Genomic DNA, 24,721 nt, shown 5'->3' with positions numbered 1-24,721 from the left:
AGTCTGTCAGCATTGTCCCGGGTCAGTCCGGGCCATCGAAACCAAAACCGCGCGGACTGCGTACCCCTTGATCGACCGGACATTCTCTTGAAAGATTCCCAGCAGCGCGCCCTTTCCGCAGCCTTCACGGCCGCCTCGCCACGCCTCTCCCCACCGCCCACGCCTGCACGCAGCCTGCTGATCCACGGCGGCGTGCTGCTGCTCTGGCTCGGTCTCTTCAGCATGGCCTTCATGGTTGGCGGCGTCTGGAGCTGGTCGGTGGGCGTCGCCTACATCGCCTACGACACCGTGCTGCTGCTGTTCGTGGCCTGGGCCACGTTGCCGATCCTGCGACCAGCCCGCCGGCCCGCGGCCGACCTGCGGCCGGCCACGCTCGGCGTGATCATCGCGTCGCACAACGAGGCCGCAGTGCTGCCCGTCACGCTGGCCGCCCTGCTCGGCCAGACCGATGTGCCCGACCAGATCGTGATTGCCGACGACGGCTCCAGCGACGGCACCGCGGCGCTGCTGACCACGCGCTACGGCTTCACGGAGCCCGCGCCCGGCGAACTCAGCGCCGCCAGCACCTTGCACCCCGCGCTGTACTGGCTGCGCCTGCCGCATGCCGGCAAGGCCCGCGCGCTCAATGCCGCGATGCTCTGCATCCGCACCGAGACCGTGCTCACGGTCGATGGCGACACGCTGCTCGACCGCCAGGCCATCGCGGCGGTGCGCCGTGCCTTCTCGGCCGAGCCCGAACTGGTGGCGGCCACGGGTGTCATCACCCCGGTGTGCAGCCGCACGTTGAGCGGCCGCTGCCTGCAGTGGTTCCAGACCTATGAGTACATCCGCAACTTCCTCTCGCGCTACGCGTGGATGCGGCTGAACGGGCTGCTATTGATCTCGGGCGCATTCGCCGCATTCCGGCTCGACGCAGTGCGCGCCGTCGGCGGCTTCGACCCCGACTGCCTGGTGGAAGACTACGAACTCATCCACCGGCTGCACCGCCACGCCGAGGCCCACCAGCTGCCATGGCGCGTGCGGGTGCTGGGCGACGCGCAGGCCCATACCGATGCACCCAGCAGCGTGCCGGCCTTCCTGCGCCAGCGGCGCCGCTGGTTCGGTGGTTTTCTGCAGACGCAGTATTGGTACCGCGCGATGGTCGGCGACCGGCGCTATGGCTGGCTCGGCACCGCGATGCTGCCGGTCAAGGCGATCGACACGCTGCAGCCGCTCTACGGCCTGGCGGCGTTTGCGCTGCTGCTGGTGTACCTGGTGCGCGGCCAGCTCGGCATCCTCGCGCCGGTGGCGGGCGTGATCGGCGCCAAGATCGCGCTCGACCTGCTGTTTCACCTGTGGTCAGTGCACCTTTATCGACGCTGGATCGGCCAGGCCAGCGGGGCCAGCATGGCGCAAGCCTTTCTGGCGGCGCTGATCGAGCCCTTCACTTTCCAGATCCTGCGGCACACCGGTGCGGCGCTGGGCTGGTGGATGTTTCTCACCGGGCGCGGCACCTGGGGCCGGCAGTCGCGTGCCGGGCTGCTGGCGCGCGAGGGCGACTGATACCGGATCGCGTTCAGAGATAAAGAACCTGGCTTTTGCCGGCAGGAGCATCTGGCGCCCGCGCTTCGTGCTTGGCGTTTCGGGGTTCGTTCGGGGTAGGCCGCTGGCGGCGGGTGGCCCCTTCCGCGAATGTCCCCCGCCTTCGGCTCCTCCTTTATTTCGCTGCAGGGGCCACCCACCACCAGCGGCCTGGGCACGCTCGTGGTGTTCAGCGCGAAACGGTCACATCGCTTCCAGGATCAGGGCGGTGGGGCACGCTGCGCAGCGAAATAAAGGGGGAGGGCGAAGCCCGGAGGACATTCGCGGAGCAGCGTGCCCCGCCGCCCTGATCCCGCCCCGGAAACCTCAGCGCTCCGATCAACGCCGGATCGAGATCCTTGAATGCAAGACCGTGGTTCATGTCTTGCGGCCATTGTGCGGATCGGGCCGCAGAACAATGGTGAGGAGCAGCGATGCGTTTTCGAGGCAGCGCAAGGCATGCGGATCGTTCCTTGCGAGGTGAATCAGCTGGCCTGCGATCAACTCGCGCTCGCCTGCCGAATACGTCAATACGACACGGCCCTCCATGCATTGAAGGGTGATCTCCCCAGCCACCGCGTGCGACGGCATGGTGTCGCCGGCCAGCATGACGATCCGCATTACCTCGAGATCCTCGGACTTGAAGAGCGCGTGCGTGCGCGTGCCGACGAGATCCGCACCGAGCGGCATCACGTTCGCGATTTCGCCGGCTTGCACATGGGGAATGGCCATGGTGATCTCCTTCGGGGTGTTGTCGGCGCGGCTGCGCCCAGCGACGCAGGTTGACACAGAAAGTGCCATCGCTTCAACCGGGTTGCCGATGCACGAGGCTGCTGCCCCTGCCTGCTGCTGCTAGCGCGGGCTGGCCTTGTCGAGTCGATGCCAGAAGCCGAGCGCGGTTTCGTTGAAGCGTTGCGCGCATTCAACCTGCAGTGCATGGCCGCAGCGATCCCAGATTTCGACCTGCACGGTCGGCAGCCTTCGACGCAGCACCTCAGCGTGGGTGCAGGGCACGAAACGGTCGTCCCGGCCCCACAGCACCAGCGTGGGCGCCTGGATGCCCGGGAGCGCGGCAGCGAGCTGCTCGACCAGTTCGGGACGAAAACCCCGGAAGTCGACAAAGCCGCGAAGCGTCTTGAGGAACGCAGCCTGTGCGCCCGGCTGGCGCGCCAGGAAAAGCTTCGTCGTGACCAGCGCTTCGGTCACGAACGAAGACGGTGCGGCGAATGCCTTGCGCCACAGCATCCTGGTTCCCAGCCTGTGCGGCCGGGTGAAGATCTCGCCCAGGATCGGCAGCGTTGCAAGACGAAACTCGAAGAGCGTCCCGCGCCGCGCCATGCCGGCGGGATCCACCAGCAAGAGCGACGCGACCTGCTCCGGCGCAATGGCGGCGCACTCCAGCGCGAGGCGGCCGCCCAGCGAGTTGCCGGCAACATGGGCCCGATCGATTCCCTTCACCTTCATGAAGTCGAGAACGAACTGGGCGAGGCGGCGCAGGCTGTAGGTGTGATCGGCCGGCTTGTCCGACAGGCCGAAACCCACCAGATCCAGTGCGAATACGCGATGCCGTGTCGCGAGCGCCTCGATATTGCTTTCCCATTCCAGCACCGAACATCCGATGCCATGCAGCAGGAGCACGGCAGCGCCCGAAGTTCCTGCCTCCCGATAGCGCGTCCTGATGCCATCGACTTCGGTGAATTGATCCTGGATCATTTCAGAAGAATATCGGCCATGCGTTCGCCGATGATCACTGTGGGCGCCATCGTATTGCCCGTCGACACCGTGGGCATCACGGAGGCGTCGGCGATCGACAAGCCTTCAACGCCGCGCACGGAGAGCCTGCCGTCGACCACCGCCATGTCGTCGCGTCCCATCTTGCAGGTGCAGCTCTGGTGGAAATAGGTGCCTGCGGCGTTGCGCAGGAAGCTGGTCATCTCCTTCCCGGCCAGCGGGCCCGGCATCACCTCGCGTTTCACGAACTCCTTCATGGCCGCCGAATTGCCGATCTCGCGGCACAGCTCGATGCCACGCAGCAGGGCCTTGACGTCGTCAGGATGGGTCAGGAACGCACCGTCGATCTGCGCCATCGCCGCGGGGTTGGACGACGCCAGGCTGACACGCCCGCGGCTCTTCGGGCGAACCAGTCCCGGGGCAATCGACCAGCAACCTGCGGGCGCATTGAACTGAGGGCCCGTCACCTCGGAGGCATACGGCACCTCGATCTGGAATGGCTGCAGATCCGGCCCGGGCAAGGACGCATCGCTCTTCCAGAAGAACGTGGCCTCGGCCGCGCTGTTCGCTGGCGGCAACGCTTTGTTGTACTCCCAGACGCAGCCCGCAACGAGCACGTGATCCTGGAAGTTGCGGCCCACGCCCGGCAGCTTGGCCACGGTCTTGATGCCGTGCCGCTTGAGTTCGACCTCGTCGCCGATGCCTGACAGCATCAGGATCTTCGGGGTATTGATCGCTCCCGCGCTGAGCACCACCCGGCGTGCCGCAGCGACCGTGTGCACCTGGCCGTTGCGAACGAAGGTCAGGCCCTTGACCCGGTTGCCTTCCATGCGCAGCGTCTGCACTTCTGCGCCGGTCAGCAAGGTGATGTTGCGGCGCTTCAGCGCCTGGTAGAGGTAGTCGGACGGAATATTGCGCCGGCGCCCATCGCGGATTCGCAGATTGGCGAGTGCCGCGCCACCCGCGCCTTCCATCATGGCCCCGTTCTGGTCGGCGAACTTCGGGATGCCGACCGAAGCCGCTGCATCGAGCATCGCAGGCGCGATCGGGTTGGGATTCTGCGGCGGCGTCACCCACAGGCGGCCGCCCTTGCCGCGACGTGCCGGATCCGGCGTTCCCTGCCAGTCCTCGATGCGCTTGTAGATCTCCAGCACCCGCGCGTAGCTCCAGCCGGGATCGCCGGTCTCGGCCGCCCAGGCGTCGAAGTCGTTCTTGTGTCCGCGCGACCAGACCATGACGTTGACGGAAGAGCCACCGCCCACGACCTTGCCCATCGGAAGGATCAGCGCGCGGTTGTTCACTGCCGCGCCCGGCGCGGCGGAGTGGCCCCAGTCGCGCTCGCTGCGGATGTTGGTCGGCCACAAGCCGGGGTTGAGCACGGCCTCCACCCGATCGGAGCCGCCCGCCTCCAGCACGAGCACCCGCGCGTCGCTCTCGGCAGCGAGCCGGCCGGCCACCACCGCGCCGCCGCTGCCCGAGCCGACGACAATGTAGTCGTACTCGGGCTGCAGGTTGGCCGCGTTGTAGAGCTGCGTGATGGCCGCGTCGCTGCCGTCCTGCGCCATGGACTGGGCCGTCGCCATTCCGGCACCGGCTGCCGCGGCCAGGCGAAGAAAGTCGCGGCGCCCCAGCTTGCCGCGGTAGAGCGCGTCTTCCAGCGCGTTGAGGATGTCGCCCTGCAGTAGATCCGGGTTGCCGTGCTGCTGATTCATGTTTGTCTCGCTGTCAGAAGAAGAACAGGCGCCATGCTGGGTCGTCGATCTCTTCCGGACAATCGGCCGCGCGCAGCCGCTATCGGAATTGCGCAGGCCGACCGGCAGGAAAATCCCGATTGACGGGGCGTACAGGTTGATGAAACTGCAACCCCCTTCACCCCTCGCAGCGACTGCTTCCCCGCCCATGAACACTTCGCCGGTTGCATCGCCGCTCTTCGCCGGCGTGGACTTCGAGCGAGGCCGCTTGTTCGAAACGCGGGATGCGGACGAAGCGCAGTTCCTCTGCGGACGCGTGTTCAGTCCACACCGGCTTCGTCTGCTCGCCCCCGGTGGCTCGCTGCATGCGCGGATGGACAACCTTCCGATGGGCGCCCTGTCGTTGAGTCGGCTGTCATGGCAGGCGCCGGTTGAGGTCGATCCGGGCACCCTCGAGAACTACTACCTGCTGTGCCTGCCGACGCGCGGCGGGATCGAGTACTGGCACGGCCGCCACGCCTACCAGGCCACACCCGGTCAGCTGGCCATCGTGGGCGGTGGGCAACGGTTCCACTTCACGGCCACCGAGAACTACGAACAGATCGTCGTGCGGATCGAAAGAACGGCGGTAGATGCCGCGTGGGCCGCACTGGCGGGAGCGCCGCCCCACGATGCGATCTGCTTTCGCGGCGATGTGCCCACGGATGGCTCGACATGGTGCGCAATCGAGCCGGCGCTGCGGATGATGGCGGAGGCGGCGCGTGGCGATCCGGCTCTGGCTGCGCTGCCGCATCTTCACGCGCGGCTGGAAGACCTGCTGGTCACGGGCTTGTTGCTGCGCCAGCCCCACTCCCATCTGCAGATGCGCCCGCCGGGCGGCGCGGCGGTGTCGCCGACACTGAGGAAGGCCAAGGCCTACATGCTCGAGCGGCTCGAGGAGCCGCTGACGCTGACGACGCTGGCCCACGGCATCGATGTCCCGGCGCGAACCATTCAATCAGCCTTCCAGGCCGCCGAAGAAATGGGGCCCCTGCAATGGCTTCGGATCAGAAGGCTGCATGCAGCGCGCGAAGCGCTGCTCTCGGCAGACGGGAAGGCTCCGCGCGTGGCCGATACCGCCTTTAGATTCGGCTTTTGCCACCTGGGCGAGTTTGCGCAGCACTACCGCCGCGCCTTCAACGAAACGCCACGCCAGACGCTGTTACGGCGCGCGTGACCCCGGGCGTTGAAAAAACTCAGGCCTGCGCCGCGCCGAAGCGGAAGCTCGAGACGACCAGGCCGCCCATGAACGCGTCTTCGTGATAGACGCGCACGCCGGCTTCGCTTTCGGCCGCCCCCACCGCGACCATCAGCGGAATCAGGTGCTCCTCGCGCGGGTGGGCGATGCGTGCCGAAGGTGCCGAAGCCCAGTCGTTCAGGCGCGCTGCACGGGCGCTGGGAGCACCCTGCACCACCGTCTGGTCGAGCCAGTCGTCGAAGGCCTTCGACACGTCGTGTGCCTGCGGGCCGAAATTGCGCAGGTTGTGATAGCTCAGGCCACTGCCGACGATCAGCACGTCTTCGTCGCGCAGGGGCGCGAGCGCACGGCCCAGCGCCAGATGCTCGGCCGGGTCGAGCCCGCGCTTCAGCGACAACTGCACCATCGGTACATCGGCTTGCGGGTAGATCGCGGCCATCGGCGAGAAGGCGCCGTGGTCGAAGCCGCGCTCCGCATCGAGCGCCACCGGCAAGCCTGCGGCCGCGATCAGTTGCCGCACGCGGCGCGCAAGCTCCGGTGAGCCCGGTGCGTCGTAGTGCACCTGGTAGGTGTGCGCCGGAAAGCCGCCGTAGTCGTAGATCATCGGCGGCTTCGGGCTGGCCTGCAGCGTGAAAGCCGGTGCCTCCCAGTGCGCCGACACCATGAGGATGGCGCGCGGCGTGCGGCCGATCTGGCGCGGCATGTCCGCCAGTGAGGCTTCGAGCTGGCTGTAGGCCGGGCCCATCTCCTTTTTCATCCAGGGCCAGGGGCCGCCGCCGTGCGAGATGAAGTAGGTGGGCAGGCGCGGGGTGTGGTTGTCACTCATGGTGAGAAAAATTCCTTTGCACGAATGTAGGGGTTTCCCATATGGAATTCGAGAGCGCTACATTCAATGGTTCATTTCTCCAGAGGAAATCATCGATGGATCGCATGACCAGCCTGCGCGTGTTCCGCGAGGTCGTCGAAGCGGGCAGCTTCACGGCTGCGGCGGATCGGCTCGCGATCTCGGCGCCGATGGTGAGCAAGCATGTCGCGCAACTCGAGAAATCGCTCGGTGCGCGCCTTTTGAACCGCTCCAGCCGGCATCTGAGCCTGACCGAGGCCGGCACCGCCTGGTATGCACAGAGCACGCAGGCACTCGATCTGCTCGACGCGGCCGAAGTCGCCATTGGCCAGCGCAACGACACGCCGCGTGGTCGGCTCAAGGTGAGTGCGCCAGTGTGGTGCGCCACGCCGCGCTTCGCGCGCGTGCTGGCTGACTACCGCGCGCACTGCCCCGAAGTACTGGTCGACATCCACCTCGAAAACCGCAAGATCGATCTGGCCGCCGATGGCTACGACCTGGCGCTGCGCGCCACGCAGGAGCCCTCGCCGGCGCTCATCGCGAGGCCGCTGTGCCGGGTGCCGTTTCACCTGGTCGCGGCCGCCGCCTACGTCGGGCGCATGGGCCTGCCTGCGACGCCGGCCGATCTGGCAAGACTCGGCGCGATCGTGCCGAGCTACGTGAAGCTCGAAGGGCTCTCGCTGAAAGGCGCTGGCGGCCGCCACGCGCCGCTTCGCTTTCAGCCGGTGATGTTCTCGGACGACACCACGCTCACGCTGCACGCAGTGCGCGCCGGCATGGGAATGGCCTTTCTGCCTGAGTGGCTGGTCGACCACGACCTGGCACAGGGCGGCCTGATCAGGCTGGTGCCCGACTACGCCGCACCGCCGGTGACGCTGTTCGCGGTGTACACCAGCCGGCAATACATGGCGCCCAAGCTGCGCAGCTTCATCGACTTTCTGGCCGAGCAGCTTTCCGATCGATAGCGCTTGCACCAGCCGGGGCAAGGGAATCGCTGCGCGGCTACAGTGGCGGCTCGCTGGAGACTCCCTGCCTTGTTCCGCCTTTTCGAGAAACTGCTCCCTCCCTACCCCGCCACCGAGCCCGCACTGCCGCCCTCCGGCTTCTTTGCCTTCATCTGGTCTTGCACCGACGGCGTGCGCGGCAAGATCGCTGCGATGGCGCTGCTCACCGCCGCCATGTCGGCCTTCGAGGCGCTGCTGTTCGCCATGCTCGGGCGCATCGTCGACTGGCTCGGCGGCCAGGTTCCGGCCCGGCTCTGGGACGAACGCGGCACCACGCTGATGTGGCTGGGCACGGCGCTGGTGGCCAGCATCGGCGTGGTCGCGCTGCAGACCATCGTCAAGCACCAGACGCTGGCCGTGAACCTGCCGATGCGGCTGCGCTGGAACTTCCACCGCCTGATGCTCGGACAGAGCATGGCCTTCTACCAGGACGAGTTTGCCGGCCGCATCACGGCCAAGGTGATGCAGACCGCGCTGGCCGTGCGCGAAGTGGTCTTCGTGCTGGCCGACGTGCTGGTGGCGATGGGCGTGTATGTCGCGACCATGATCGTGCTGGCCGCCGTGCTGGACCGGCAGCTGATGCTGCCCTTTGTCGTCTGGCTGCTGCTCTACCTCGTGCAGCTGTGGTTCTTCGTGCCGCGGCTCGGCAGGATCGGCAAGGCGCAGGCCGACGCCCGCGCGCTGATGACCGGCCGCGTGACCGACGCCTACACCAACATCGCAACCGTCAAGCTGTTCTCGCACACGCACCGCGAGGCCGGCTTCGCGCGCTCGGCCATGAAGGAGTTCATGCACACCGGCTACGGCCAGATGCGCCTGGTGAGCACGTTCGAGATCAGCAACCACGTGCTGAGCATGGGCCTCACCGCGGGCATGGCGGGAACGGCCCTGTGGCTCTGGTCGCACGGCGCCGTCGGCATCGGCGCGGTGGCGGCCTCGACCGCGATGGCGCTGCGCCTGCAGGGCATGTCGCACTGGATCATGTGGGAGATGACGAGCCTGTTCGAGAACATCGGCACGGTGCAGGACGGCATGAAGACGCTGTCGCGTCCGCGTGCCGTGCTCGACGCGGCCGATGCGACGACGCTCACGGTACCGCGCGGCGAGGTGCGTTTCGAGCAGGCGAGCTTCCGTTATGGCGACGCAGGCCGGCGCGTGATCGACAACATGACACTGACCGTGGCGCCGGGCGAAAAGATCGGCCTGGTCGGCCGGTCCGGCGCGGGCAAGTCGACGCTGGTGAACCTGCTGCTGCGCTTTCACGACCTGGAAAGCGGCCGCATCCTGATCGACGGGCAGGACATCGCGCAGGTGACGCAGGACTCGTTGCGCGCCCACATCGGCATGGTCACCCAGGACACCTCGCTGATGCACCGCTCGGTGGCCGACAACATTGCCTACGGCCGGCCCGATGCGGGCGCGGACGCGATCCGCGCCGCGGCCGAGCGCGCCGAAGCGCACGATTTCATCCAGACCCTGGGCGACGCGAATGGCCGGCGCGGCTACGACGCGCATGTGGGCGAGCGCGGCGTCAAGCTCTCGGGCGGGCAGCGGCAGCGCGTCGCGATCGCGCGCGTGATGCTCAAGGACGCGCCCATCCTGCTGCTCGACGAAGCCACCAGCGCGCTCGACTCCGAAGTCGAAGCCGCGATCCAGGCCAGCCTGTACCGCCTGATGCAGGGCAAGACGGTGATCGCCATCGCGCACCGGCTCTCGACCATCGCGGCGATGGACAGGCTGATCGTGCTCGACGAGGGTCGCGTGGTCGAAGAAGGCAACCACAAGACGCTGCTGGCGCAAGGCGGCCTCTACGCACGGCTGTGGGCGCACCAGAGTGGTGGCTTCCTGGGCGACGGCTCGGACGACGAAGCGGCCTGATTCCTACAGCAGCCGCTCCCCCCTTCCGACAGGCCGGGCGGACGCGGCCGGCAACACTGTGCCGGTCTTCAACAAAGAGGAGTCTTCGCCGTGAATTCCATCATCTACATCGTCGGTCTGGTCGTGGTCGTGGTTGCAGTGCTGTCTTTCTTCGGAATGCGCTGAGCCTGAATGCGCCGATCCCGGCCACGCCGGGTCGAATCCCTTCGGGGCCGCTGTTGCGGCCCCGTTTCATTGGCACTGGCACGGGCATAATTTCAGCGCTCTGATGCCCGAGGGAAGCCATTGAACACCGCCCTGCGCGAAACTGACCTGTTGTCGAACGCGGTGATCACCGAAGCAGTGCAACTCATCGAGCAGGCCGGATCGCTCGATGATGCGGCCGCCATGCGCGAGGCAGTCGTCCACCAGCGCGAACCCGCGGCCCGCATTGCGCAGCGCGCCAGCGCGCTCGGCCGGCGCATCGGACTGCAAGCCGAGCTGGCACGCGCGCGGCATTGGGCCCCGTGGATCGCGCTCGCCCTGGTGCTGCTGATCGTGTTCGCAGGCCTGGCGCTGGCGGGCAATGTGGTCGGCGGCAGCGAGCGGCGCATCAACATCATGGTGGCACTGGTCAGCCTGCTCGGCGTGCACGCGCTCACGCTGTTGCTCTGGCTGGTCGGCCTGGTCGTGCCGCTCAGTTCCTTCAATGCGTCTTTCGGGTGGCTCTGGCTGGCGCTGACTGCGCGCGTGGCTGGCGGCAGGCAGGGCCAGGCACCTGTGTTGCTGCGCGCCGCCACGCAGTTGCTGGCGCGGGCTCGGCTGTTGCCGTGGGCTTTCGGCTTTGTGAGCCACGGCATCTGGGCGCTGTCGTTCACTGTGGTGCTCGGCGCCCTGCTGTTTGCGCTGGCCTTCCGCAGCTACACGCTCGGCTGGGAAACCACGATTCTGGATCCCGGTGTCTTCGTGGAAGGAGTGCGGCTGTTGGGCTGGGCGCCGGGCTGGCTCGGGTTTCCGGTACCGGACGCCGCGACCGTGTTGTCGCCCGTGACGAAAGCTGCCGATCAGCGCGCCTGGGCCCTGTGGCTCACGGGGTGCATCGTGGCCTACGGCCTGCTGCCGCGCGTGTTCTTCGCGCTGGTCAGTGCGCTGGTGTGGCAGCGGCGCAAGCCTGCGCTGCAACCGGATCTTGCGGCGCCCTACTACCGCAAGCTGCTTGCCCGTTTCGAGGCAATGGCGCCGGCCACGATCGTCGACGGCGATCCGGGCCCCCAGCACCTGAACGCACCCGTCGGCCTGGCCGCCGGCGAAACCGGCGATGCGCTGGTGGTGGTCGGCTTCGAACTGCCGCCGGAATCGGCATGGCCGCCGCCGGGCCTGCCCCCAACCGCCGCGCCGGTGCTGCGCATCGACGGCAGCGCGATGCAGCGGCACGAACTGCTCGACACGGTGGCCAGGCTGCGCCCCCGCGCGCTGCTGGTGGCCTGCCATGCAGCATCGAGCCCGGATCGCGGCACCAGCCGCCTGCTGCGCGAGCTGCTCGCCCACTGCGGCGAATGCCGGCTCTGGCTGGTGGCGGGCGATGCTGCGGCCGGTCAGCGCTGGCGGCATTGGCTGGTCGACGCGGGGCTGGAACGCGTTACGGCCCATGACGATCTCGCCACGGCGTTGCGGGGGTGGACATGAACGCGCCCGCCATCCGCATCGCCGTGGTCGGCCACACCAATGCCGGCAAGACTTCGCTGCTGCGCACGCTGACGCGGCGCGTGCATTTCGGCGAGGTGTCCGAGCGCCCCGGCACCACACGCCACGTGGAGAGCATCGAACTCAAAATGCAGGGCCGCGCCGCCGTGACCTTCCTCGATACGCCCGGCCTCGAAGACGCGGTCAGCCTGCGCGAGCACCTTGAGGCCTTCGCGGCCGACGCGCAGACGCCGCCCGAGCGCATTCGCGCCTTCCTGCAGGGCCCCGAAGCGCATGGCGCGTTCGAGCAGGAGGCCAAGGTGCTGCGCGCGCTGCTGGAGGTTGACGCGGCGTTCCTGGTCATCGATGCGCGCGAGCCGGTGCTGCCCAAGTTCCGCGCCGAGATCGAACTGCTGAACTCCTGTGCACGCCCGGTGCTGCCGGTGCTGAACTTCGTGCGCGACGGCGCCAGCCGCGAGCCAGCCTGGCGCGAGTTGCTCTCGGCCTACGGGCTGCACGCGGTGGTGCGGTTCGACGCGGCGGCGCCTTTCGTCGGCGCCGAGCGCGAGCTGTACCAGGATCTGGGTGCGCTGCTGCGCGACCGGCGCGAGCAGTTGCGCGGCGTGGTGGAAGCGCTGGAAGCCGAGGCCGTGCAACGCCGCGCCGCCGCCGCCGCCCGGCTGGCCGAGCTTGCAGTCGATACCTCGGCCTTGCGCCGCGGCGTGCCATCGGAAACCTTCAACGATCCCGTGCGCCGCCAGGCGCCAATCGCCGAGTTGCAGAAAACCGTGTCGACCAAGGCCCATCGCTGCGCCGACGATCTGCTGGCGCTCTACGGCTTTCGCGAAGGCGACGCCGACGAGGCGCCGCTGCCGCTGCTCGAAGGCCGCTGGAGCATGGACTTTTTCAGCCCCGAAGCCATGAAGGATGCAGGCGTGCGGCTCGGCAAGGGTGCGGCCGTCGGCGCCGCGGTCGGCGTCGTGGCCGATCTTGCGCTGGCCGGCCTCTCGCTCGGCGCGGCCACGGCGCTGGGCGCATCGATCGGCGGCGCCGTGTCGCAAGGCTGGGGCCCGGTGGGCCGCAAGCTCGCCAACCGGCTGCGCGACGTGCAGGAGCTCACGGTCGAAGACGGCGTGCTCCTTGGGCTGCTCGCATGGCAGCTGCAACTGGTGCGCGCGCTCGAGCAGCGCGGCCATGCGGCGATGCGGCGCATCGCGGCCGGCGAACCGCAAGACGGCGCGTCCAGCCAGCGGCAGGTCGCCGACATCCTGCGCGCGGCCCGGCCGGCGCGCGGGCATCCCGATTGGGAAGCCGGCCTGCGCACCCGTTGGATCGCATCGCCGCAGCGCCAGGCGGTTGTCGACCAGGTTGCGCAAGCGGTGCGCGAGGCCATCGACGCGGCCGTGCGCCCTGCGGCATGATTGCCGGCATGGAAGACCTCGTCCCCCATCCGCTCGTCATCCTCAAGGCCGGCGACACCCTCGACGCCCTGCGCGACGCCAGTGGCGATTTCGAACACTGGGTCGCCCACGGCCTTGGCGACACGCGCCTCCCGGTGGTGGTGCTCGACCCCCGCCGCGGCGACACCCTGCCCGCGCCCGGCACGCTCTCGGGCGTGGTGCTGACTGGCTCGCATTCGATGGTGTCGCACCGCGAAGACTGGAGCGAGGCCACCGCCGTCTGGCTGGCCGGCATCGTCGCCAGTGGCACGCCGGTGCTCGGCATCTGCTACGGCCACCAGCTGCTCGCACATGCGCTGGGCGGCGCGGCAGACAACCACCCGGGCGGCCTCGAGATCGGCACCGTGACGGTGCACCTCACCGACGCAGCGGCCGCAGACGCGTTGTTCCACGACTTGCCGCACGAATTTCCCGCGCACGTGGTGCACCGCCAGAGCGCGCTGCGCCTGCCCGATGGCGCGGTGCGCCTGGCCGGCAATGCATTCGAGCCGAACCAGGCCTTCCGCGTCGGCGAACGCGCATGGGGTGTGCAGTTTCACCCCGAGTTCGACGCGGCCGCGATGCGCGGGTACATCGATGCGGTGGCCGACGATCTGCGTGCCGAAGGCAAGGATCCGGCCGCGCTGCGCGACGGCGTCGAGGCGACGCCCACCGCGGCCCAACTGCTGGGCCGCTTCGCCCATCTGGCCGAAGAACACGACGCTGCAGCGCGCTGAGTCGCCGGTCTGGTCTGACACGCCCGCCGCGGCCCATGCGTTAAGGTGCGTTGCCACTCTCCGGAACTGCGCCATGCCCCTGCCCAACGCTGCCACGCCCCCGCGCAAGCATTTCTCGATGATTCGCGGTTTCCACCTGGCCGATGCGTTCACGCTCGGCAATGCAGCCTGCGGCGTCGGCTGCGTGTTTCTTGCCATGGCCTATGTGGCGAAAAACGATCTCTCGGTCTATCTCTGGGCTGCGGCGCTGGCGCCGGCGGCGTTCATCTTCGACGTGTTCGACGGCCGCATTGCGCGCTGGCGGCAAACGCATTCGGCGCTCGGGCGCGAACTCGATTCGCTGGCCGACGTGATCTCGTTCGGTGTGGCGCCGGCCGCGCTGGCCTTTGCGGCCGGCGCCAACGGCGGCTGGGACGCATTGCTGCTGATCTACTTCGTCTGCTGCGGCGTGAGCCGGCTGGCGCGCTACAACGTGACGGCCGAAGCGCTCTCCGAGGGCGCCGACAAGGTCAAGTACTTCGAAGGGACGCCCATTCCCACCAGCGTGGTGCTGGTCGGCGTGCTGGCCTTCGCCGCCTGGAAGGGTGCCATTGGCGGCGCGCTGTGGGGCGGCGCCTGGACGCTCGGGCCCTGGGTGCTGCACCCGATCACGCTGCTGTTCGCGCTGTCGGGCACGCTCATGATCAGCAAGACCCTGCGGATCCCGAAGTTCTGAATCCGGCCAAGGAGTCTGCCGACATGATGAAGCTTTACTTCAACCCCTACAGCCGCGCCCTGGTCGCCAAGTGGATGCTCGACGAATGCGGGGCCGAGTACGAGATCGTGCCCATCGACCTCAAGAAGCGCGAGCACAAGCAGCACGCTTTTTTGCAGGTCAATCCCGCCGGCAAGCTTCCGGCGCTGGTCGACGGCCGTGTGCGGCTGTTCGAGAACGCGGCCATCTGCATGTACCTGGCCGAGAAGTTTCCGGCCCGGCGGCTGGCCCCGCCGGTCGGCTCCGACGAGCGCGGGCGCTACCTCTCGCTGATGGTGTATTCGACCTCGCAGCTGGAGCCCTCGATGGGCGACTGCCTGCTCAAGCAGCCGACCCTGCCGTCGCGCGGCTGGACGGAGTTCGACGAGACCATTCGCGTGGTCGAGCGCGAGCTCGGCTACGGGCCCTGGCTGTTCGGCGCGCAGTTCACCGCGGCCGACGTGATGGTCGGCTCGATGTTCATCTGGCAGCGCATGTTCGGCGGGCGTTCGAACAGCGCAAAGATCGATGCCTACATCGAGCGCCTGCAGGCCCGGCCCGCGGCGATCCGGATGGGTTGAAGACCGAACCCGGATGCACATGCCAGCCCCAGCCTCCCTCGTCACACCCGCCCACTTCACCCCCGGCGGGCTCGACCTGCTGGTGCAGCTGGCCGCCGCGCAGTCGATTGCGCCGGCCTGCGACCACTTCTACTTTCTGCGGCACGGCCAGACCGGCTGCAACGCGCGCCGCATCTTCCAGTCGGCCGAAGAGCCGCTGAGCGAGTTGGGCCTGGCCCAGGCGGCGCAGGCCACCACCCTGCTGGCCGGGGAGACGATTCGCACCATCGTCTGCAGCGACATGAACCGCGCCCACATCACGGCGCAAACCGTGGCCGCGCCGCACGGGCTCGTTCCCACGGCCGATGCCGCGCTGCGCGAGCGGCACTTCGGCGCGCTGATCGGCACGTCGTCGGCCGCCATCGACTGGGCCTGCGAGCCCGAGGGCGGTGAGACGCTGGCGCAGTTCGTCGACCGCAAACGCCCGGCGCTGGCGGCCGCATTGGCCCGGCCCGCGCCGGTGCTCGTGGTGGCGCACGGCGGCACGTTGTTCGTGCTGGCCGCCCTGCTCGGCGTGCCGATCGACATGGGCGTGCTGGGCAATGCGCAGCCATTGCGTTTCGAGCGCAGCAGCGCCCTGTGGACGGTCGTTGCCTTGCAGGCCAAAGGCGACGCGGCCGCCGGCATCGCCTGACCCGCCATCATGGAATTCAAGGACTACTACAAGACCCTCGAGCTCGAGCGCGGCGCCTCGGAGGACGAGGTGCGCAAGGCCTACCGAAAGCTGGCCCGCAAGTACCACCCCGACGTCAGCAAGGAAGCCGACGCGGAGGTGAAGATGCGCGACATCAACGAAGCCAACGACGTGCTGCGCGACAAGGAAAAGCGCGCGGCCTACGACGGGCTGGCCGATCGCGTGGCGCGCGGCGGCTCGCCCGAAGGCGACTTTCAGCCGCCGCCCGGTTGGGACGCCGGCTACGAATTCCATCGCGGGCCCGGCGCCGGGCCGGCCGACCATGCCGGGTTCAGCGATTTCTTCTCTTCGCTGTTCGGCGCGGCCGAGCGGCGCGGTGCCACGCGCCAGCACATGCGCGCACGCGGCGAAGACCACCATGCAGCGATCGAGATCGCGCTCGAAGACGCCCTCAACGGTGCCGAGCGCGAGATCACGCTGCGCGCCCAGACCGTCGACGCGCAAGGCATGCCGCAGTGGGAAACGCGCACGCTCAGCGTCAAGATTCCGCCCGGCGTGCACCCGGGCCAGTACATCCGCCTCGCAGGCCAGGGCATGCCCGGCCACGGCGGCGAGCCGGCCGGCGACCTCTACCTCGAAGTGCGCATTGCGCCCCACCCGCTCTACCGCATCGAGGAGCGCAACCTCTACATGACGCTGGCGGTGACGCCGAGCGAAGCCGCGCTCGGCGCGCAGGTGAAGGTGCCAACGCCCACCGGCGGCGTGGTCGAGGTCACCGTGCCTGCGAACGCACGCAATGGCTTGCAGTTGCGCCTCAAGGGGCGCGGCCTCGCCGGCAAGACGCCGGGCGACCTGTACCTGCTGCTCGAAATCGCGCTGCCGCCGGCCGACAGCGACGCCGTGCGCAAGGCCTACCAAACCCTGGCGCAGGCCGCTTCATCGTTCAACCCGCGCCGTCACCTGGGAGTTTGATCATGGCGACTGTTTCCGTGACGACCAGCACCGTGGTGAGCGCCTCCCAGCCGCTGGCGCTGCGCGAGCTGGCCCATGCCTGCGGTGCCGACACCGCCTGGGTGATCGAACTGGTCGAGGTCGGCATCGTGCAGGTCAGCGTGCCCGATGCCGCGCCCGAGCGCTGGCAGTTCGAAAGCGACGCGCTGCAGCGCGCGCTCGATGCGCGCCGGCTGGAGCGCGACTTCGGCGTCGGGCTCGATGCGGCCGCGCTGATTCTCGACCTGCAGCACGAAGTGCGGCGACTCAAGTCGATGCTGCGCGCACACGGGTTGCAACGCGGCGTCTAGGCCTCGACTGGCTGCAGCACGCGATAAAAGTACGTGGTATCGCACAGCCCGCCCTGCGGCCACAGCGCGTAGCCCGGGATCACGCCGCAGCGCTGCCAGCCGAGCCGCTCGTAGAGACGTTCGGCGTCACCCCCCGCGGTGTCGAGCACCAGCAGCGACTTGCCGCATTCGCGGGCCAGCGCCTCGGCCGCCTGCATCAAGCCGGCGCCCAGGCCGTGGCGGCGGGCCCGGCGGTGCACCAGCATCTTGACGAGGTCGGCGCGGTGCGGCTGGTTTTCGGGCTGGTCGAGCAGCAACTGCACGGTGCCCACGATGCCAAGGGCGTCTTCGGCCACCAGCAGCGCACGGCCACCGCGCGCGACCCCCTCGGCGATGCCACGCCAGAAGCCCAGTGCCCTGGACGGGGTCAGCGGCTGCATGAAGCTCACAGAGGCGCCACCTTCCACGCAGTCGACCAGCAGATCGGCCAGTTGCTGCAATTGAGCGTCGGTCACGTTCGTCAGGCGACGGATGCGGGGAATCTGGTTCGACATGTCATCTCCGTGAAGCAGGCGCGGTAGCAATCACGACGGCGTAGCGCGCGACCTTGCGGGTGGGGTTGTGGTAACTCATGGGGCGATCCAGCAGCATCGCGAGGCAATCGCCGGCGCCGAGCCGGTGGCGCTCGTCGCCGAGCGCGACTTCGATGGCCCCCTCGAGTACCCAGACCTGCTGGTGGATCTGCGGCTCGCGTGCGCCGGTTTCATAGGCCACGCGCCCCCCGGGTGGAAACGACACCTCGACGATCTGGATCGGCGACGCCACGCCGGCCGGCGAGACGTTGCGGCGCACGTAGCCCGAATGGGGATCGCGCCACACGGGCTGGTTCGCCAGCCGCGCCACGGGTTCGCCGGCGGGTTCGGGCGCATCGAACAGCGAGGCCAGCGGCACGTTGAGCCCGGTGGCCAGCCGTTCGAGCAGCACCGCGGTGGGGCTGCTCTCGCCCCGCTCGATCAGCGAGATCATCGAACGGCTGACGCCGCAGTGCGCTGCCAGCACATCGAGCGACAGGCCGCGCGCCGCGCGCAGGTCGCGTACGCGCTGCGCGATGCGGTTGTTCAGGTCGGGTGCTTCTTTTTCTTTCATGATGGAATCAGTTTCCATCATGGTGGACACATCGTCAACCGCCTTACCGTTGGCGCATGTCCGACGGTCGGGCCTCGCAGGGATCGCGGCGCGCCGAAGCCAAGGAGTCGTCACCCGCCCGCATCGCGCGTAGGCGCCGGCCGGCATACACGGCGGCCGCGTGCGTGCAGAGTGTTACTTTTGAACTTTGCGAGGTTTCCATGGCCGTGGTCTGTGACACCTGCAAAACGCATAACCGCGACAACGCGATGTTCTGCCGGGGGTGCGCGGGCAAGCTGCCCGGCTTCGCAGCCACCGGCCCGTCGGCGCTGGCTGCGCTGCGCGCCGAGTCCTCTGCGCGGCCCGCCGCGCGGCCGCGTGCGGCCAGGCGGGGTTCGATCGAAGCGCCCGTCTTCTGGATTCGCCTCGGCCTGGCGATCGTCATGATGGCGGTCGGCTTTGTCGGGTGGTACCTGTATGTCACACGCAAGGCGGCGCCGCCGCCCGGGCCGGTGGTCGCTGCGACCGCTGTGTCCGCATCCGCGCCCAGGGGCTTGCCCCTGACGCTGCTGACACCCGTCGAGCCGGTGGAATTCATAGATCCCCCGCAGCAGGTGCAGCCCGCGGCGCGGCTGATGCCAGCGCCCACCCCGTTGCCTGCGCCTGCGCCCTTCACCGAGCCCCGACGCCCAGTGCGCACGGCGGCAGTCGCCCACACGGCAGGGGCCGATCCGCGCAGCGGCTGCGGCCACCTCAACTTCATCGCTGCGGCGCGCTGCGAGGCGTCCCACTGCGACCGGCCCGGCTACAGCCACCACCCGCGCTGCGACGTGGTGCGCGCCGATCGGCGGCGCGACGAGGCCCGGCGCAATCCACTGATGGCCAACTAAAGGTTCGGACGGCTCAGGCGGCAGCCAGTTCCCGGCGCAGCACCTTGGCGGCGGCCACCATGTTGGCCAGCGCCGCCTCGGTTTCCGGCCAGCCGCGCGTCTTGAGGCCGCAGTCCGGGTTGACCCAGAGGTTGGCCGGCGGCACCACGGCCGCGGCCTTGCGCATCAGCCGCACCATCGCGTCGGTGTCCGGCACGCGCGGCGAATGGATGTCGTAGACGCCGGGGCCGATCTCGTTCGGATAGCGAAAGTCGCCAAAACCGCGCAGCAGTTCCATGTCGGAGCGGCTGGTTTCGATGGTGATCACATCGGCGTCCATGGCGGCGATCTCCGGCAGGATGTCGTTGAACTCCGAATAGCACATGTGGGTGTGGATCTGCGTGCGGTCGGCCACCCCCGATGCACTGATGCGGAAGGCGCGCGTGGCGCTGGCCAGGTAGGCCTTCCATCCGGCGCGGCGCAGCGGCAGCCCCTCGCGGATCGCCGGCTCGTCGATCTGGATGATGCCGATGTCTGCGGCTTCGAGGTCGACCACCTCGTCGCGGATGGCCCACGCGATCTGCTCGGTGGTCAGGCTGCGCGGCTGGTCGTCGCGCACGAAGGACCATTGCAGGATCGTCACCGGCCCGGTCAGCATGCCCTTCATCGGCAGCGGCGTAAGGCTCTGTGCGTACGCCGTCCACGCCACGGTCATCGGTGCCGGGCGCGCCACGTCGCCATAGAGGATCGGCGGCTTGACGCAGCGCGAACCGTACGACTGCACCCAGCCATTGGCGCTGAAGGCGAAGCCGTCGAGCTGCTCGCCGAAGTACTCGACCATGTCATTGCGCTCGGCCTCGCCGTGCACCAGCACATCGAGGCCCAGCGCCTCCTGCTTGCGCACCGCAAGTTCGATCTCGGCGCGCATCCGGTCGCGGTAGCCGTCGGCATCGAGTTCGCCACGCTTGAAGGCGGCGCGGGCGGCGCGGATCGCCGCGGTTTGCGGAAACGAGCCGATGGTCGTGGTCGGCAACGGCGGCAAGGCAAAGCGCAGGCGCTGCAGGGCCTGGCGCTCGACGAAGGGTGCATTGCGGCGATCGTCGCTGTCGACCCGCCGCGCCAGGCGCAGCGCCACATCGGCGCGGTGCACGCGCGGGCTGGCACGGCGGCTCGCGATGGCCGCGCGCGCGACCGTGAGTTCACCGTGCACGCTGGTCTCGTCGCCATCGAGCACGGCGCGCAGCACGCGCAGTTCATGTAGCTTTTCCACCGCGAAGGCCAGCCACGACCTGAGTTCCGCATCGAGGCGGGTCTCGGCCACCAGGCTGAACGGCACGTGCAGCAGAGAGCACGAGGGCGCCAGCCACAGTTCGCCCTTGTGCTTGGCCGCGACCGTTGCCAGGCGCGCCAGCGCCGTGTCGGGGTCGGTGCGCCAGATGTTGCGGCCATCGACGATGCCGACCGACAGCACCTTGTGCGCCGACAACCAGTCGCAGATGCCGGTGAGTTCGTCGGGTGCGCGCACCGCGTCCACGTGCAGGCCGGCCACGGGCAACTGGCAGGCCAGGCGCAGGTTGTCGGCCAACGGCGAGAAGTACGTTGCCAGCAGCAGCTTGGGCGCGCTGCGTGCGAGCTGCCAGTAGGTGCGCTCGAACGCATGGCGCCAGGCGTCCGGCAGATCGAGCCCGAGGATCGGCTCGTCGATCTGCACCCATTCCACGCCCTGCTGCTTGAGGCGCCGGAGCACCTGCTCATACACGGGCACCAGTTGGTCGAGCAGCGTGAAGCGGTCGAAGCCAGCCTCCTTCTCCTTGCCGAGCCACAGAAAGCTCAGCGGGCCAAGCAGCACCGCCTTGACCCGGTGCCCGGCCTGCAGCGCCTGCGCCACCTCATCGAACAGGCGCACCGAAGCGAGCCCGAAGCGCGTGGCCGAGGTGAACTCGGGCACCAGGTAGTGGTAGTTGGTGTCGAACCACTTGGTCATCTCGAGCGCAAAGCTGCCGTGGTCGCCGTGTGTGCACCCGGCATGGCCGCGCCCGGCCTCGGCGGCGACACCACGCGCCATGGTGAAGTAGCGCGACAGCTCGGGTTCGTCGCCGGCGAAGTCGAAGCGCGGCGGCTCGCAGCCCAGCAGCTGGATATGGTTGGCGACCTGGTCGTAGAACGCAAAGTCGCCCACCGTCACGAAATCGAGGCCGGCATCGCGCTGCGCCTGCCAGTGTTGCGCGCGCAGTTCGGCGCCAACCGCTTCGAGCGCCGGGCGGTCGAGCTCGCCACGCCAGTGTTGTTCGAGGGCGAACTTGAGTTCGCGGTGCGCGCCCATGCGCGGAAAGCCGAGGGTATGGATTGCTGTCATGCAACGATGGTCGGCGTTTCAGACCTATGATTCAAACGAAACCTTTTGTCGATCAACTTGAATCCTGTTCATGTCCCAATCCGTTCTCGAACTGCGGCACCTGCGCACGCTCGCCGCGCTGCGCGATACCGGCAGCCTGGTGCGGGCGGCCCAGTTGCTCAATCTCACGCAGTCGGCGCTGTCGCACCAGCTCAAGCTGCTGGAAGACCGCTACGGACTGCCGCTGTTCGAGCGCAAGTCGGTGCCGCCGCAGTTCAGCGCGGCCGGGCAACGGCTGCTGCAACTCGCCGACGGCGCATTGCCGCTGATCGAAGAAGCCGAGCGTGACGTAGCGCGCCTGGCGCAGGGTGGCGCCGGCAAGCTGCGCATCGTGGTCGAGTGCCACACCTGCTTCGACTGGCTGATGCCGGCGATGGACGCGTTCCGGCAGCGCTGGCCCGAGATCGAGCTCGACATCGTCTCGGGCTTCCACCCCGACCCGATCGCGCTGCTGCTGCAGGATCGCGCCGAAGTCGCGATCGTGTCGGAGCAGGATGCCGATGAAGCGGTCGACTACCACGCGCTGTTCCGCTTCGAGATCATGGCGCTGCTGGCCAACGACCACCCGCTCACCGCGAAGGCCTACCTCACGGCGCGCCACTTCGCCGACCAGACGCTCATCACCTACCCGGTGCCCGACGAGATGCTCGACATCGTGCGCCAGGTGCTGGCGCCCGCAGGCATCGCGCCGGCGCAGCGCCGCACCACCGAACTCACGGTGGCGATGCTGCAACTGGTGGCCAGTGGCCGGGGCATCGCGACGCTCCCGCTGTGGGCCGTGCAAAATTATCTGGAGCGTGGCTACATCACTGCGCGGCCGGTCGGCCGCAAGGGCCTGACCGGCGAGCTGCACATGGCCTGCACCGCCGCAACGTCGGCGCAACCGTGGCTGGCCGACTTCGTGCGCATCACGCGCGAGAGCAGCTTCAAGAGCCTGCCCGGGCTGGAGCTTCTGTAGGTCAGTAGTCCAGCCACTCCATCGGGCCGATCAGCGCGCCACCCGCCAGGCGCTCCAGCAGCGCCGTGAGCACGTCGATGTTGTTGTCGAAGGAGCCATGCGTGGCCTGCACCTGGTTGCCCTCGCGCGTATTGCGAACGCGCGGCGGCTGCAGCACATCGAGCAGCCCCTGCGCCGCGCCGGGCCAGCTGGCGAGCCATTGCTGCACGAAGCGCAGCGCGCCCACGTCCCATTGCTCGTCGTCGTTCGCATAGGCCGGATTCAACGCGCGCTCCATGCCCAGCAAGGGCTGCTTGCGCAGATCCTCGAGCGCGCGGGACACCAGGTAAAGGAGGGACTTGCCATAGGCCGGCACGCGCGGCGTCGGCAGGCCGTCCTTCTTCTCATTGGCGTCCGACAGCACGTGCAGGCGCAACTGCCGCAGATCGAGTGCACCGGCCTGCGCGGCTGGCAGGTAGTGCCCAACCGCGAACTGCGACGAGCAGGCGGGCGCAAACAACGTGCAGCTTGCGGCCCGCAGCGCTGCGGCGGCACCGGCCTGCGCATTGAGCGCGACGATGCGGTCCAGCAGGTGCCCGAGCTGGATCGCGCCGGCCGAGTGTCCGACCAGGTGCAGTTCCAGCGCGCTGCCCTGTGCCTGCAGTCGCGTGGCCAGCGCCACCAGTTGGCGCGACAGCAGATCCAGCCCATGGCCGGGCGATGCGCTGGCCGCCGCGTTGTCCCGCATCTGGCTCCAGACGCCCTTGCCGAGCACGAAGGCCAGGGCCTCGATGGCGCGATCCTTGGCATCGCCGAGCGCATCGAGCAGGCCTGCGGCGCGTTCGGCCTCGACGCCGAAGAGCTTGCGCATCCAGTCCTGCGCCATGCCGGCCAGGGTTTCGCCGGCACCCGTCTTCCAGGTCAGGAACAGCGGATAGATGCCGTTGGCCAGAAAGTACGGCGCCAGCACGCGGATGCGGCGAATCGACTCCTCTTCGTCGTTGAGCCCGCCGTGGGCATAGACCGCCAGCTTGAGCTTGCGCGGCGCCGGTTGCTGCCGGGCCAGCCAGGCCAGCGGCCGCTCGCACACGATCTCCTGCGCAAGGCCGCTGCGGTCGCTGGCGGCCCGCGTGAAGTCGGTTGGCACCAGTTCGCCGTCATTGCCGGTGACCAATGTGAGCTCGTAGGCCTGCGCCGTGGTCAGGGGTTCGTAGGCCGGCTGCAGAAAGCTGTGATCCACCGGCCAGGGATCGTCGGCCGGATTGTTCGGCGCGCGCGTGAACCGGTCGAGCGCATTGAGCGACTGGCCCGAGGCCACGCGGAACGCCGAGGCATGCAGGGGGCGCAGCCGCCGTCCCTGGTCGCGCATCAGCGCCAGCGGCACGCCGAGCGCGCAGGCCCAGGCATCGGTGCCATGCGCGACCCAGTCTTCATACGGCAGCACCGCGAATCCCGCTGCGCCCCACCGCTGGCCCCATGAGTTCTGAACCACAAAGCCGCGCTCGTTGTAGCCGACCAACGCGAAGGCGTGGCCGCCGAGCTTGCGCGGATCAACCGGCGCAGGAATCTCGGGCAGATCGTCGTGCTTGGCGGGCGGCGCAGTCGCACGGCCCCGCGCCAGCGTGCTCCAGCCATCGTGCACGCCGGCCGAGACATAGACTGCACCGATGTTGACGATGGCGGCCTGCAGATCCACCACCGATGCGCTGGCGACCCGGTAGTACACGCCCAGCGGCCGCCGCGCCGCATCGACATCCCAGCCGGCCAGCGGGCGCACGAAACCGGTTGCGGAATACGGCCAGTTCTCTGCGCTGCACACCCCGTGCTTGTGCCAGCCCTTGAGCGCGCCGCGGCAACTCGAGCCCTCGTAGTCGTCGCCCGGCCATTCGTCATAGCGCTTGGCCAGCTCGTAGAACATGCGCGGGCTCACCGGCAGGAAGGGTTTTGCGGTTCCGCTGGCGTGGTGCCCGACCCACAACAGGTAGTTGGCGACACAGGCCAGGCCAAAGCCGGTGCAGGCGCCTTCACGGCCCTGGTCCAGCACCAGCCCCTCCCGGACATAGCTCGAAATGAACCGCGCCACGTCGGCTTGTACGGGAAAGGAGGCCGGCAGCGAACGCAGGGGGGGGCGATACGGCAGGTCGCGAAAGTCGAGCCTGTCGGGCCGTGCATCGAGCAGGCGGCCGGGCACGGCCGGAACGTTGGAGGCCACCACGGTTGCGGATGTGCCGGCCGCTGCGGGTGCCTTGGCAGTGCGGGCGCGTGGCCCGGAACGGGATCGATTCGATGTGGCCATCTTTCCTCCTCCCACGCCGAGCGGCGGCGGGCCGCCATGATGGCGGCGC

22 protein-coding genes are annotated in these 24,721 nt (G+C 68.6%); 14 read left to right on the top strand and 8 right to left on the bottom strand.

The genetic code is table 11. From position 1 onward, the window contains the following. The first annotated feature begins 87 nt into the window (after positions 1-87). Positions 88-1,542 carry a glycosyltransferase family 2 protein gene (locus ACSFA8_RS22090; RefSeq protein ID WP_435481625.1) on the top strand — a complete coding sequence of 485 codons (1,455 nt, stop codon included), beginning with the start codon at positions 88-90 and terminating at the stop codon, positions 1,540-1,542. A 396-nt stretch (positions 1,543-1,938) separates the two neighbouring features. Here the strand turns inward: ACSFA8_RS22090 and ACSFA8_RS22085 are convergent, their stop codons facing one another. The 3 genes from ACSFA8_RS22085 to ACSFA8_RS22075 form a co-directional block, all read right to left on the bottom strand. Then, on the bottom strand, positions 1,939-2,292 hold the full coding sequence (locus ACSFA8_RS22085) for a cupin domain-containing protein (protein ID WP_435481624.1): 354 nt from the start codon (positions 2,290-2,292) through the stop codon (positions 1,939-1,941). Between the two features lie 120 nt (positions 2,293-2,412). Further along, positions 2,413-3,273, bottom strand: a complete 861-nt coding sequence (locus ACSFA8_RS22080) for an alpha/beta fold hydrolase (RefSeq protein ID WP_435481623.1) — start codon at positions 3,271-3,273, stop codon at positions 2,413-2,415. Further along, positions 3,270-5,003 carry a GMC family oxidoreductase gene (locus tag ACSFA8_RS22075; protein WP_435481622.1) on the bottom strand — a complete coding sequence of 578 codons (1,734 nt, stop codon included), beginning with the start codon at positions 5,001-5,003 and terminating at the stop codon, positions 3,270-3,272. Before ACSFA8_RS22075 ends, ACSFA8_RS22080 begins: the two co-directional genes overlap by 4 nt. Here ACSFA8_RS22075 and ACSFA8_RS22070 point away from each other — a divergent pair. Continuing rightward, positions 5,002-6,198, top strand: a complete 1,197-nt coding sequence (locus ACSFA8_RS22070; protein ID WP_435481621.1) for a cupin domain-containing protein — start codon at positions 5,002-5,004, stop codon at positions 6,196-6,198. The two genes, ACSFA8_RS22075 and ACSFA8_RS22070, sit on opposite strands and share 2 nt — an antisense overlap. A gap of 19 nt (positions 6,199-6,217) precedes the next feature. Here the strand turns inward: ACSFA8_RS22070 and ACSFA8_RS22065 are convergent, their stop codons facing one another. Then, a complete protein-coding gene (locus ACSFA8_RS22065) occupies positions 6,218-7,045 on the bottom strand; it encodes a DODA-type extradiol aromatic ring-opening family dioxygenase (RefSeq protein WP_435481620.1) in 828 nt (275 codons plus the stop codon). 95 nt (positions 7,046-7,140) lie between these two features. Between ACSFA8_RS22065 and ACSFA8_RS22060 the strand changes: the two genes are divergently transcribed. From ACSFA8_RS22060 to ACSFA8_RS22015, 10 genes are all read left to right on the top strand, one after another. Continuing rightward, the gene (locus ACSFA8_RS22060) at positions 7,141-8,028 is read left to right on the top strand and encodes a LysR family transcriptional regulator (protein ID WP_435481619.1); all 888 of its coding nucleotides are present in this window, start codon (positions 7,141-7,143) and stop codon (positions 8,026-8,028) included. Positions 8,029-8,097: 69 nt separating this feature from the next. Then, positions 8,098-9,945, top strand: coding sequence for an ABC transporter ATP-binding protein (locus ACSFA8_RS22055; protein WP_435481618.1), 1,848 nt, complete (start codon positions 8,098-8,100; stop codon positions 9,943-9,945). A gap of 285 nt (positions 9,946-10,230) precedes the next feature. Next, positions 10,231-11,610, top strand: coding sequence for a DUF2868 domain-containing protein (locus tag ACSFA8_RS22050; RefSeq protein ID WP_435481617.1), 1,380 nt, complete (start codon positions 10,231-10,233; stop codon positions 11,608-11,610). After that, complete coding sequence (locus ACSFA8_RS22045; RefSeq protein ID WP_435481616.1) at positions 11,607-13,028, top strand: GTPase/DUF3482 domain-containing protein; 1,422 nt, start codon at positions 11,607-11,609, stop codon at positions 13,026-13,028. The genes ACSFA8_RS22050 and ACSFA8_RS22045 overlap by 4 nt, the downstream gene beginning before the upstream one ends. An 8-nt stretch (positions 13,029-13,036) precedes the next feature. After that, a complete protein-coding gene (locus ACSFA8_RS22040; RefSeq protein ID WP_435481615.1) occupies positions 13,037-13,783 on the top strand; it encodes a glutamine amidotransferase in 747 nt (248 codons plus the stop codon). A 73-nt stretch (positions 13,784-13,856) separates the two neighbouring features. After that, the gene (locus tag ACSFA8_RS22035; protein ID WP_435481614.1) at positions 13,857-14,498 is read left to right on the top strand and encodes a CDP-alcohol phosphatidyltransferase family protein; all 642 of its coding nucleotides are present in this window, start codon (positions 13,857-13,859) and stop codon (positions 14,496-14,498) included. A gap of 23 nt (positions 14,499-14,521) precedes the next feature. Next, entirely contained in the window at positions 14,522-15,097 is a 576-nt protein-coding gene (locus ACSFA8_RS22030; RefSeq protein ID WP_435481613.1) for a glutathione S-transferase family protein, read from the top strand. A 19-nt stretch (positions 15,098-15,116) separates the two neighbouring features. Continuing rightward, the gene (locus ACSFA8_RS22025; RefSeq protein WP_435481612.1) at positions 15,117-15,770 is read left to right on the top strand and encodes a histidine phosphatase family protein; all 654 of its coding nucleotides are present in this window, start codon (positions 15,117-15,119) and stop codon (positions 15,768-15,770) included. 9 nt (positions 15,771-15,779) lie between these two features. Then, positions 15,780-16,742, top strand: a complete 963-nt coding sequence (locus ACSFA8_RS22020; RefSeq protein WP_435481611.1) for a DnaJ C-terminal domain-containing protein — start codon at positions 15,780-15,782, stop codon at positions 16,740-16,742. Positions 16,743-16,744: 2 nt separating this feature from the next. Next, complete coding sequence (locus ACSFA8_RS22015) at positions 16,745-17,071, top strand: chaperone modulator CbpM (RefSeq protein WP_435481610.1); 327 nt, start codon at positions 16,745-16,747, stop codon at positions 17,069-17,071. On the opposite strand, the gene ACSFA8_RS22010 is transcribed toward ACSFA8_RS22015, so the two are convergent. Next, entirely contained in the window at positions 17,068-17,604 is a 537-nt protein-coding gene (locus ACSFA8_RS22010) for a GNAT family N-acetyltransferase (RefSeq protein WP_435481609.1), read from the bottom strand. The two genes, ACSFA8_RS22015 and ACSFA8_RS22010, sit on opposite strands and share 4 nt — an antisense overlap. A gap of 1 nt (position 17,605) precedes the next feature. Further along, positions 17,606-18,217 carry a helix-turn-helix domain-containing protein gene (locus ACSFA8_RS22005; RefSeq protein ID WP_435481608.1) on the bottom strand — a complete coding sequence of 204 codons (612 nt, stop codon included), beginning with the start codon at positions 18,215-18,217 and terminating at the stop codon, positions 17,606-17,608. Between the two features lie 179 nt (positions 18,218-18,396). On the opposite strand from ACSFA8_RS22005, the gene ACSFA8_RS22000 reads away from it, so the two are divergent. Beyond that, complete coding sequence (locus ACSFA8_RS22000) at positions 18,397-19,065, top strand: hypothetical protein (RefSeq protein WP_435481607.1); 669 nt, start codon at positions 18,397-18,399, stop codon at positions 19,063-19,065. Positions 19,066-19,078: 13 nt separating this feature from the next. Here the strand turns inward: ACSFA8_RS22000 and metE are convergent, their stop codons facing one another. Further along, entirely contained in the window at positions 19,079-21,400 is a 2,322-nt protein-coding gene (metE, locus tag ACSFA8_RS21995; RefSeq protein ID WP_435481606.1) for a 5-methyltetrahydropteroyltriglutamate--homocysteine S-methyltransferase, read from the bottom strand. A gap of 70 nt (positions 21,401-21,470) precedes the next feature. Here metE and ACSFA8_RS21990 point away from each other — a divergent pair, with 70 nt between their 5' ends. After that, positions 21,471-22,397, top strand: coding sequence for a LysR family transcriptional regulator (locus ACSFA8_RS21990; protein WP_435481605.1), 927 nt, complete (start codon positions 21,471-21,473; stop codon positions 22,395-22,397). A gap of 1 nt (position 22,398) precedes the next feature. Here ACSFA8_RS21990 and ACSFA8_RS21985 read toward each other — a convergent pair whose 3' ends face one another. Beyond that, positions 22,399-24,672, bottom strand: coding sequence for a C1 family peptidase (locus ACSFA8_RS21985; RefSeq protein ID WP_435481604.1), 2,274 nt, complete (start codon positions 24,670-24,672; stop codon positions 22,399-22,401). Positions 24,673-24,721: the final 49 nt, after the last annotated feature.

Source organism: Variovorax nitratireducens (genome assembly GCF_051216545.1).
Lineage (GTDB): Bacteria > Pseudomonadota > Gammaproteobacteria > Burkholderiales > Burkholderiaceae_C > Variovorax.
The sequence above is the reverse complement of the archived record's forward strand: the minus strand, read 5'-3'. Positions and strand labels throughout refer to the sequence as shown.

Bases quoted from the DNA above. Each gene is read 5' to 3' on its own strand.
- ACSFA8_RS22085 (WP_435481624.1), bottom strand. From the start codon at position 2,292: ATGGCCATTCCCCATGTGCAAGCCGGCGAAATCGCGAACGTGATGCCG.
- ACSFA8_RS22080 (WP_435481623.1), bottom strand. From the start codon at position 3,273: ATGATCCAGGATCAATTCACCGAAGTCGATGGCATCAGGACGCGCTAT.
- ACSFA8_RS22070 (WP_435481621.1), top strand. From the start codon at position 5,002: ATGTTTGTCTCGCTGTCAGAAGAAGAACAGGCGCCATGCTGGGTCGTC.
- ACSFA8_RS22075 (WP_435481622.1), bottom strand. From the start codon at position 5,003: ATGAATCAGCAGCACGGCAACCCGGATCTACTGCAGGGCGACATCCTC.
- ACSFA8_RS22065 (WP_435481620.1), bottom strand. From the start codon at position 7,045: ATGAGTGACAACCACACCCCGCGCCTGCCCACCTACTTCATCTCGCAC.
- ACSFA8_RS22060 (WP_435481619.1), top strand. From the start codon at position 7,141: ATGGATCGCATGACCAGCCTGCGCGTGTTCCGCGAGGTCGTCGAAGCG.
- ACSFA8_RS22045 (WP_435481616.1), top strand. From the start codon at position 11,607: ATGAACGCGCCCGCCATCCGCATCGCCGTGGTCGGCCACACCAATGCC.
- ACSFA8_RS22040 (WP_435481615.1), top strand. From the start codon at position 13,037: ATGGAAGACCTCGTCCCCCATCCGCTCGTCATCCTCAAGGCCGGCGAC.
- ACSFA8_RS22035 (WP_435481614.1), top strand. From the start codon at position 13,857: ATGCCCCTGCCCAACGCTGCCACGCCCCCGCGCAAGCATTTCTCGATG.
- ACSFA8_RS22030 (WP_435481613.1), top strand. From the start codon at position 14,522: ATGATGAAGCTTTACTTCAACCCCTACAGCCGCGCCCTGGTCGCCAAG.
- ACSFA8_RS22025 (WP_435481612.1), top strand. From the start codon at position 15,117: ATGCCAGCCCCAGCCTCCCTCGTCACACCCGCCCACTTCACCCCCGGC.
- ACSFA8_RS22020 (WP_435481611.1), top strand. From the start codon at position 15,780: ATGGAATTCAAGGACTACTACAAGACCCTCGAGCTCGAGCGCGGCGCC.
- ACSFA8_RS22015 (WP_435481610.1), top strand. From the start codon at position 16,745: ATGGCGACTGTTTCCGTGACGACCAGCACCGTGGTGAGCGCCTCCCAG.
- ACSFA8_RS22010 (WP_435481609.1), bottom strand. From the start codon at position 17,604: ATGTCGAACCAGATTCCCCGCATCCGTCGCCTGACGAACGTGACCGAC.
- ACSFA8_RS22005 (WP_435481608.1), bottom strand. From the start codon at position 18,217: ATGATGGAAACTGATTCCATCATGAAAGAAAAAGAAGCACCCGACCTG.
- ACSFA8_RS22000 (WP_435481607.1), top strand. From the start codon at position 18,397: ATGGCCGTGGTCTGTGACACCTGCAAAACGCATAACCGCGACAACGCG.
- metE (WP_435481606.1), bottom strand. From the start codon at position 21,400: ATGACAGCAATCCATACCCTCGGCTTTCCGCGCATGGGCGCGCACCGC.
- ACSFA8_RS21990 (WP_435481605.1), top strand. From the start codon at position 21,471: ATGTCCCAATCCGTTCTCGAACTGCGGCACCTGCGCACGCTCGCCGCG.
- ACSFA8_RS21985 (WP_435481604.1), bottom strand. From the start codon at position 24,672: ATGGCCACATCGAATCGATCCCGTTCCGGGCCACGCGCCCGCACTGCC.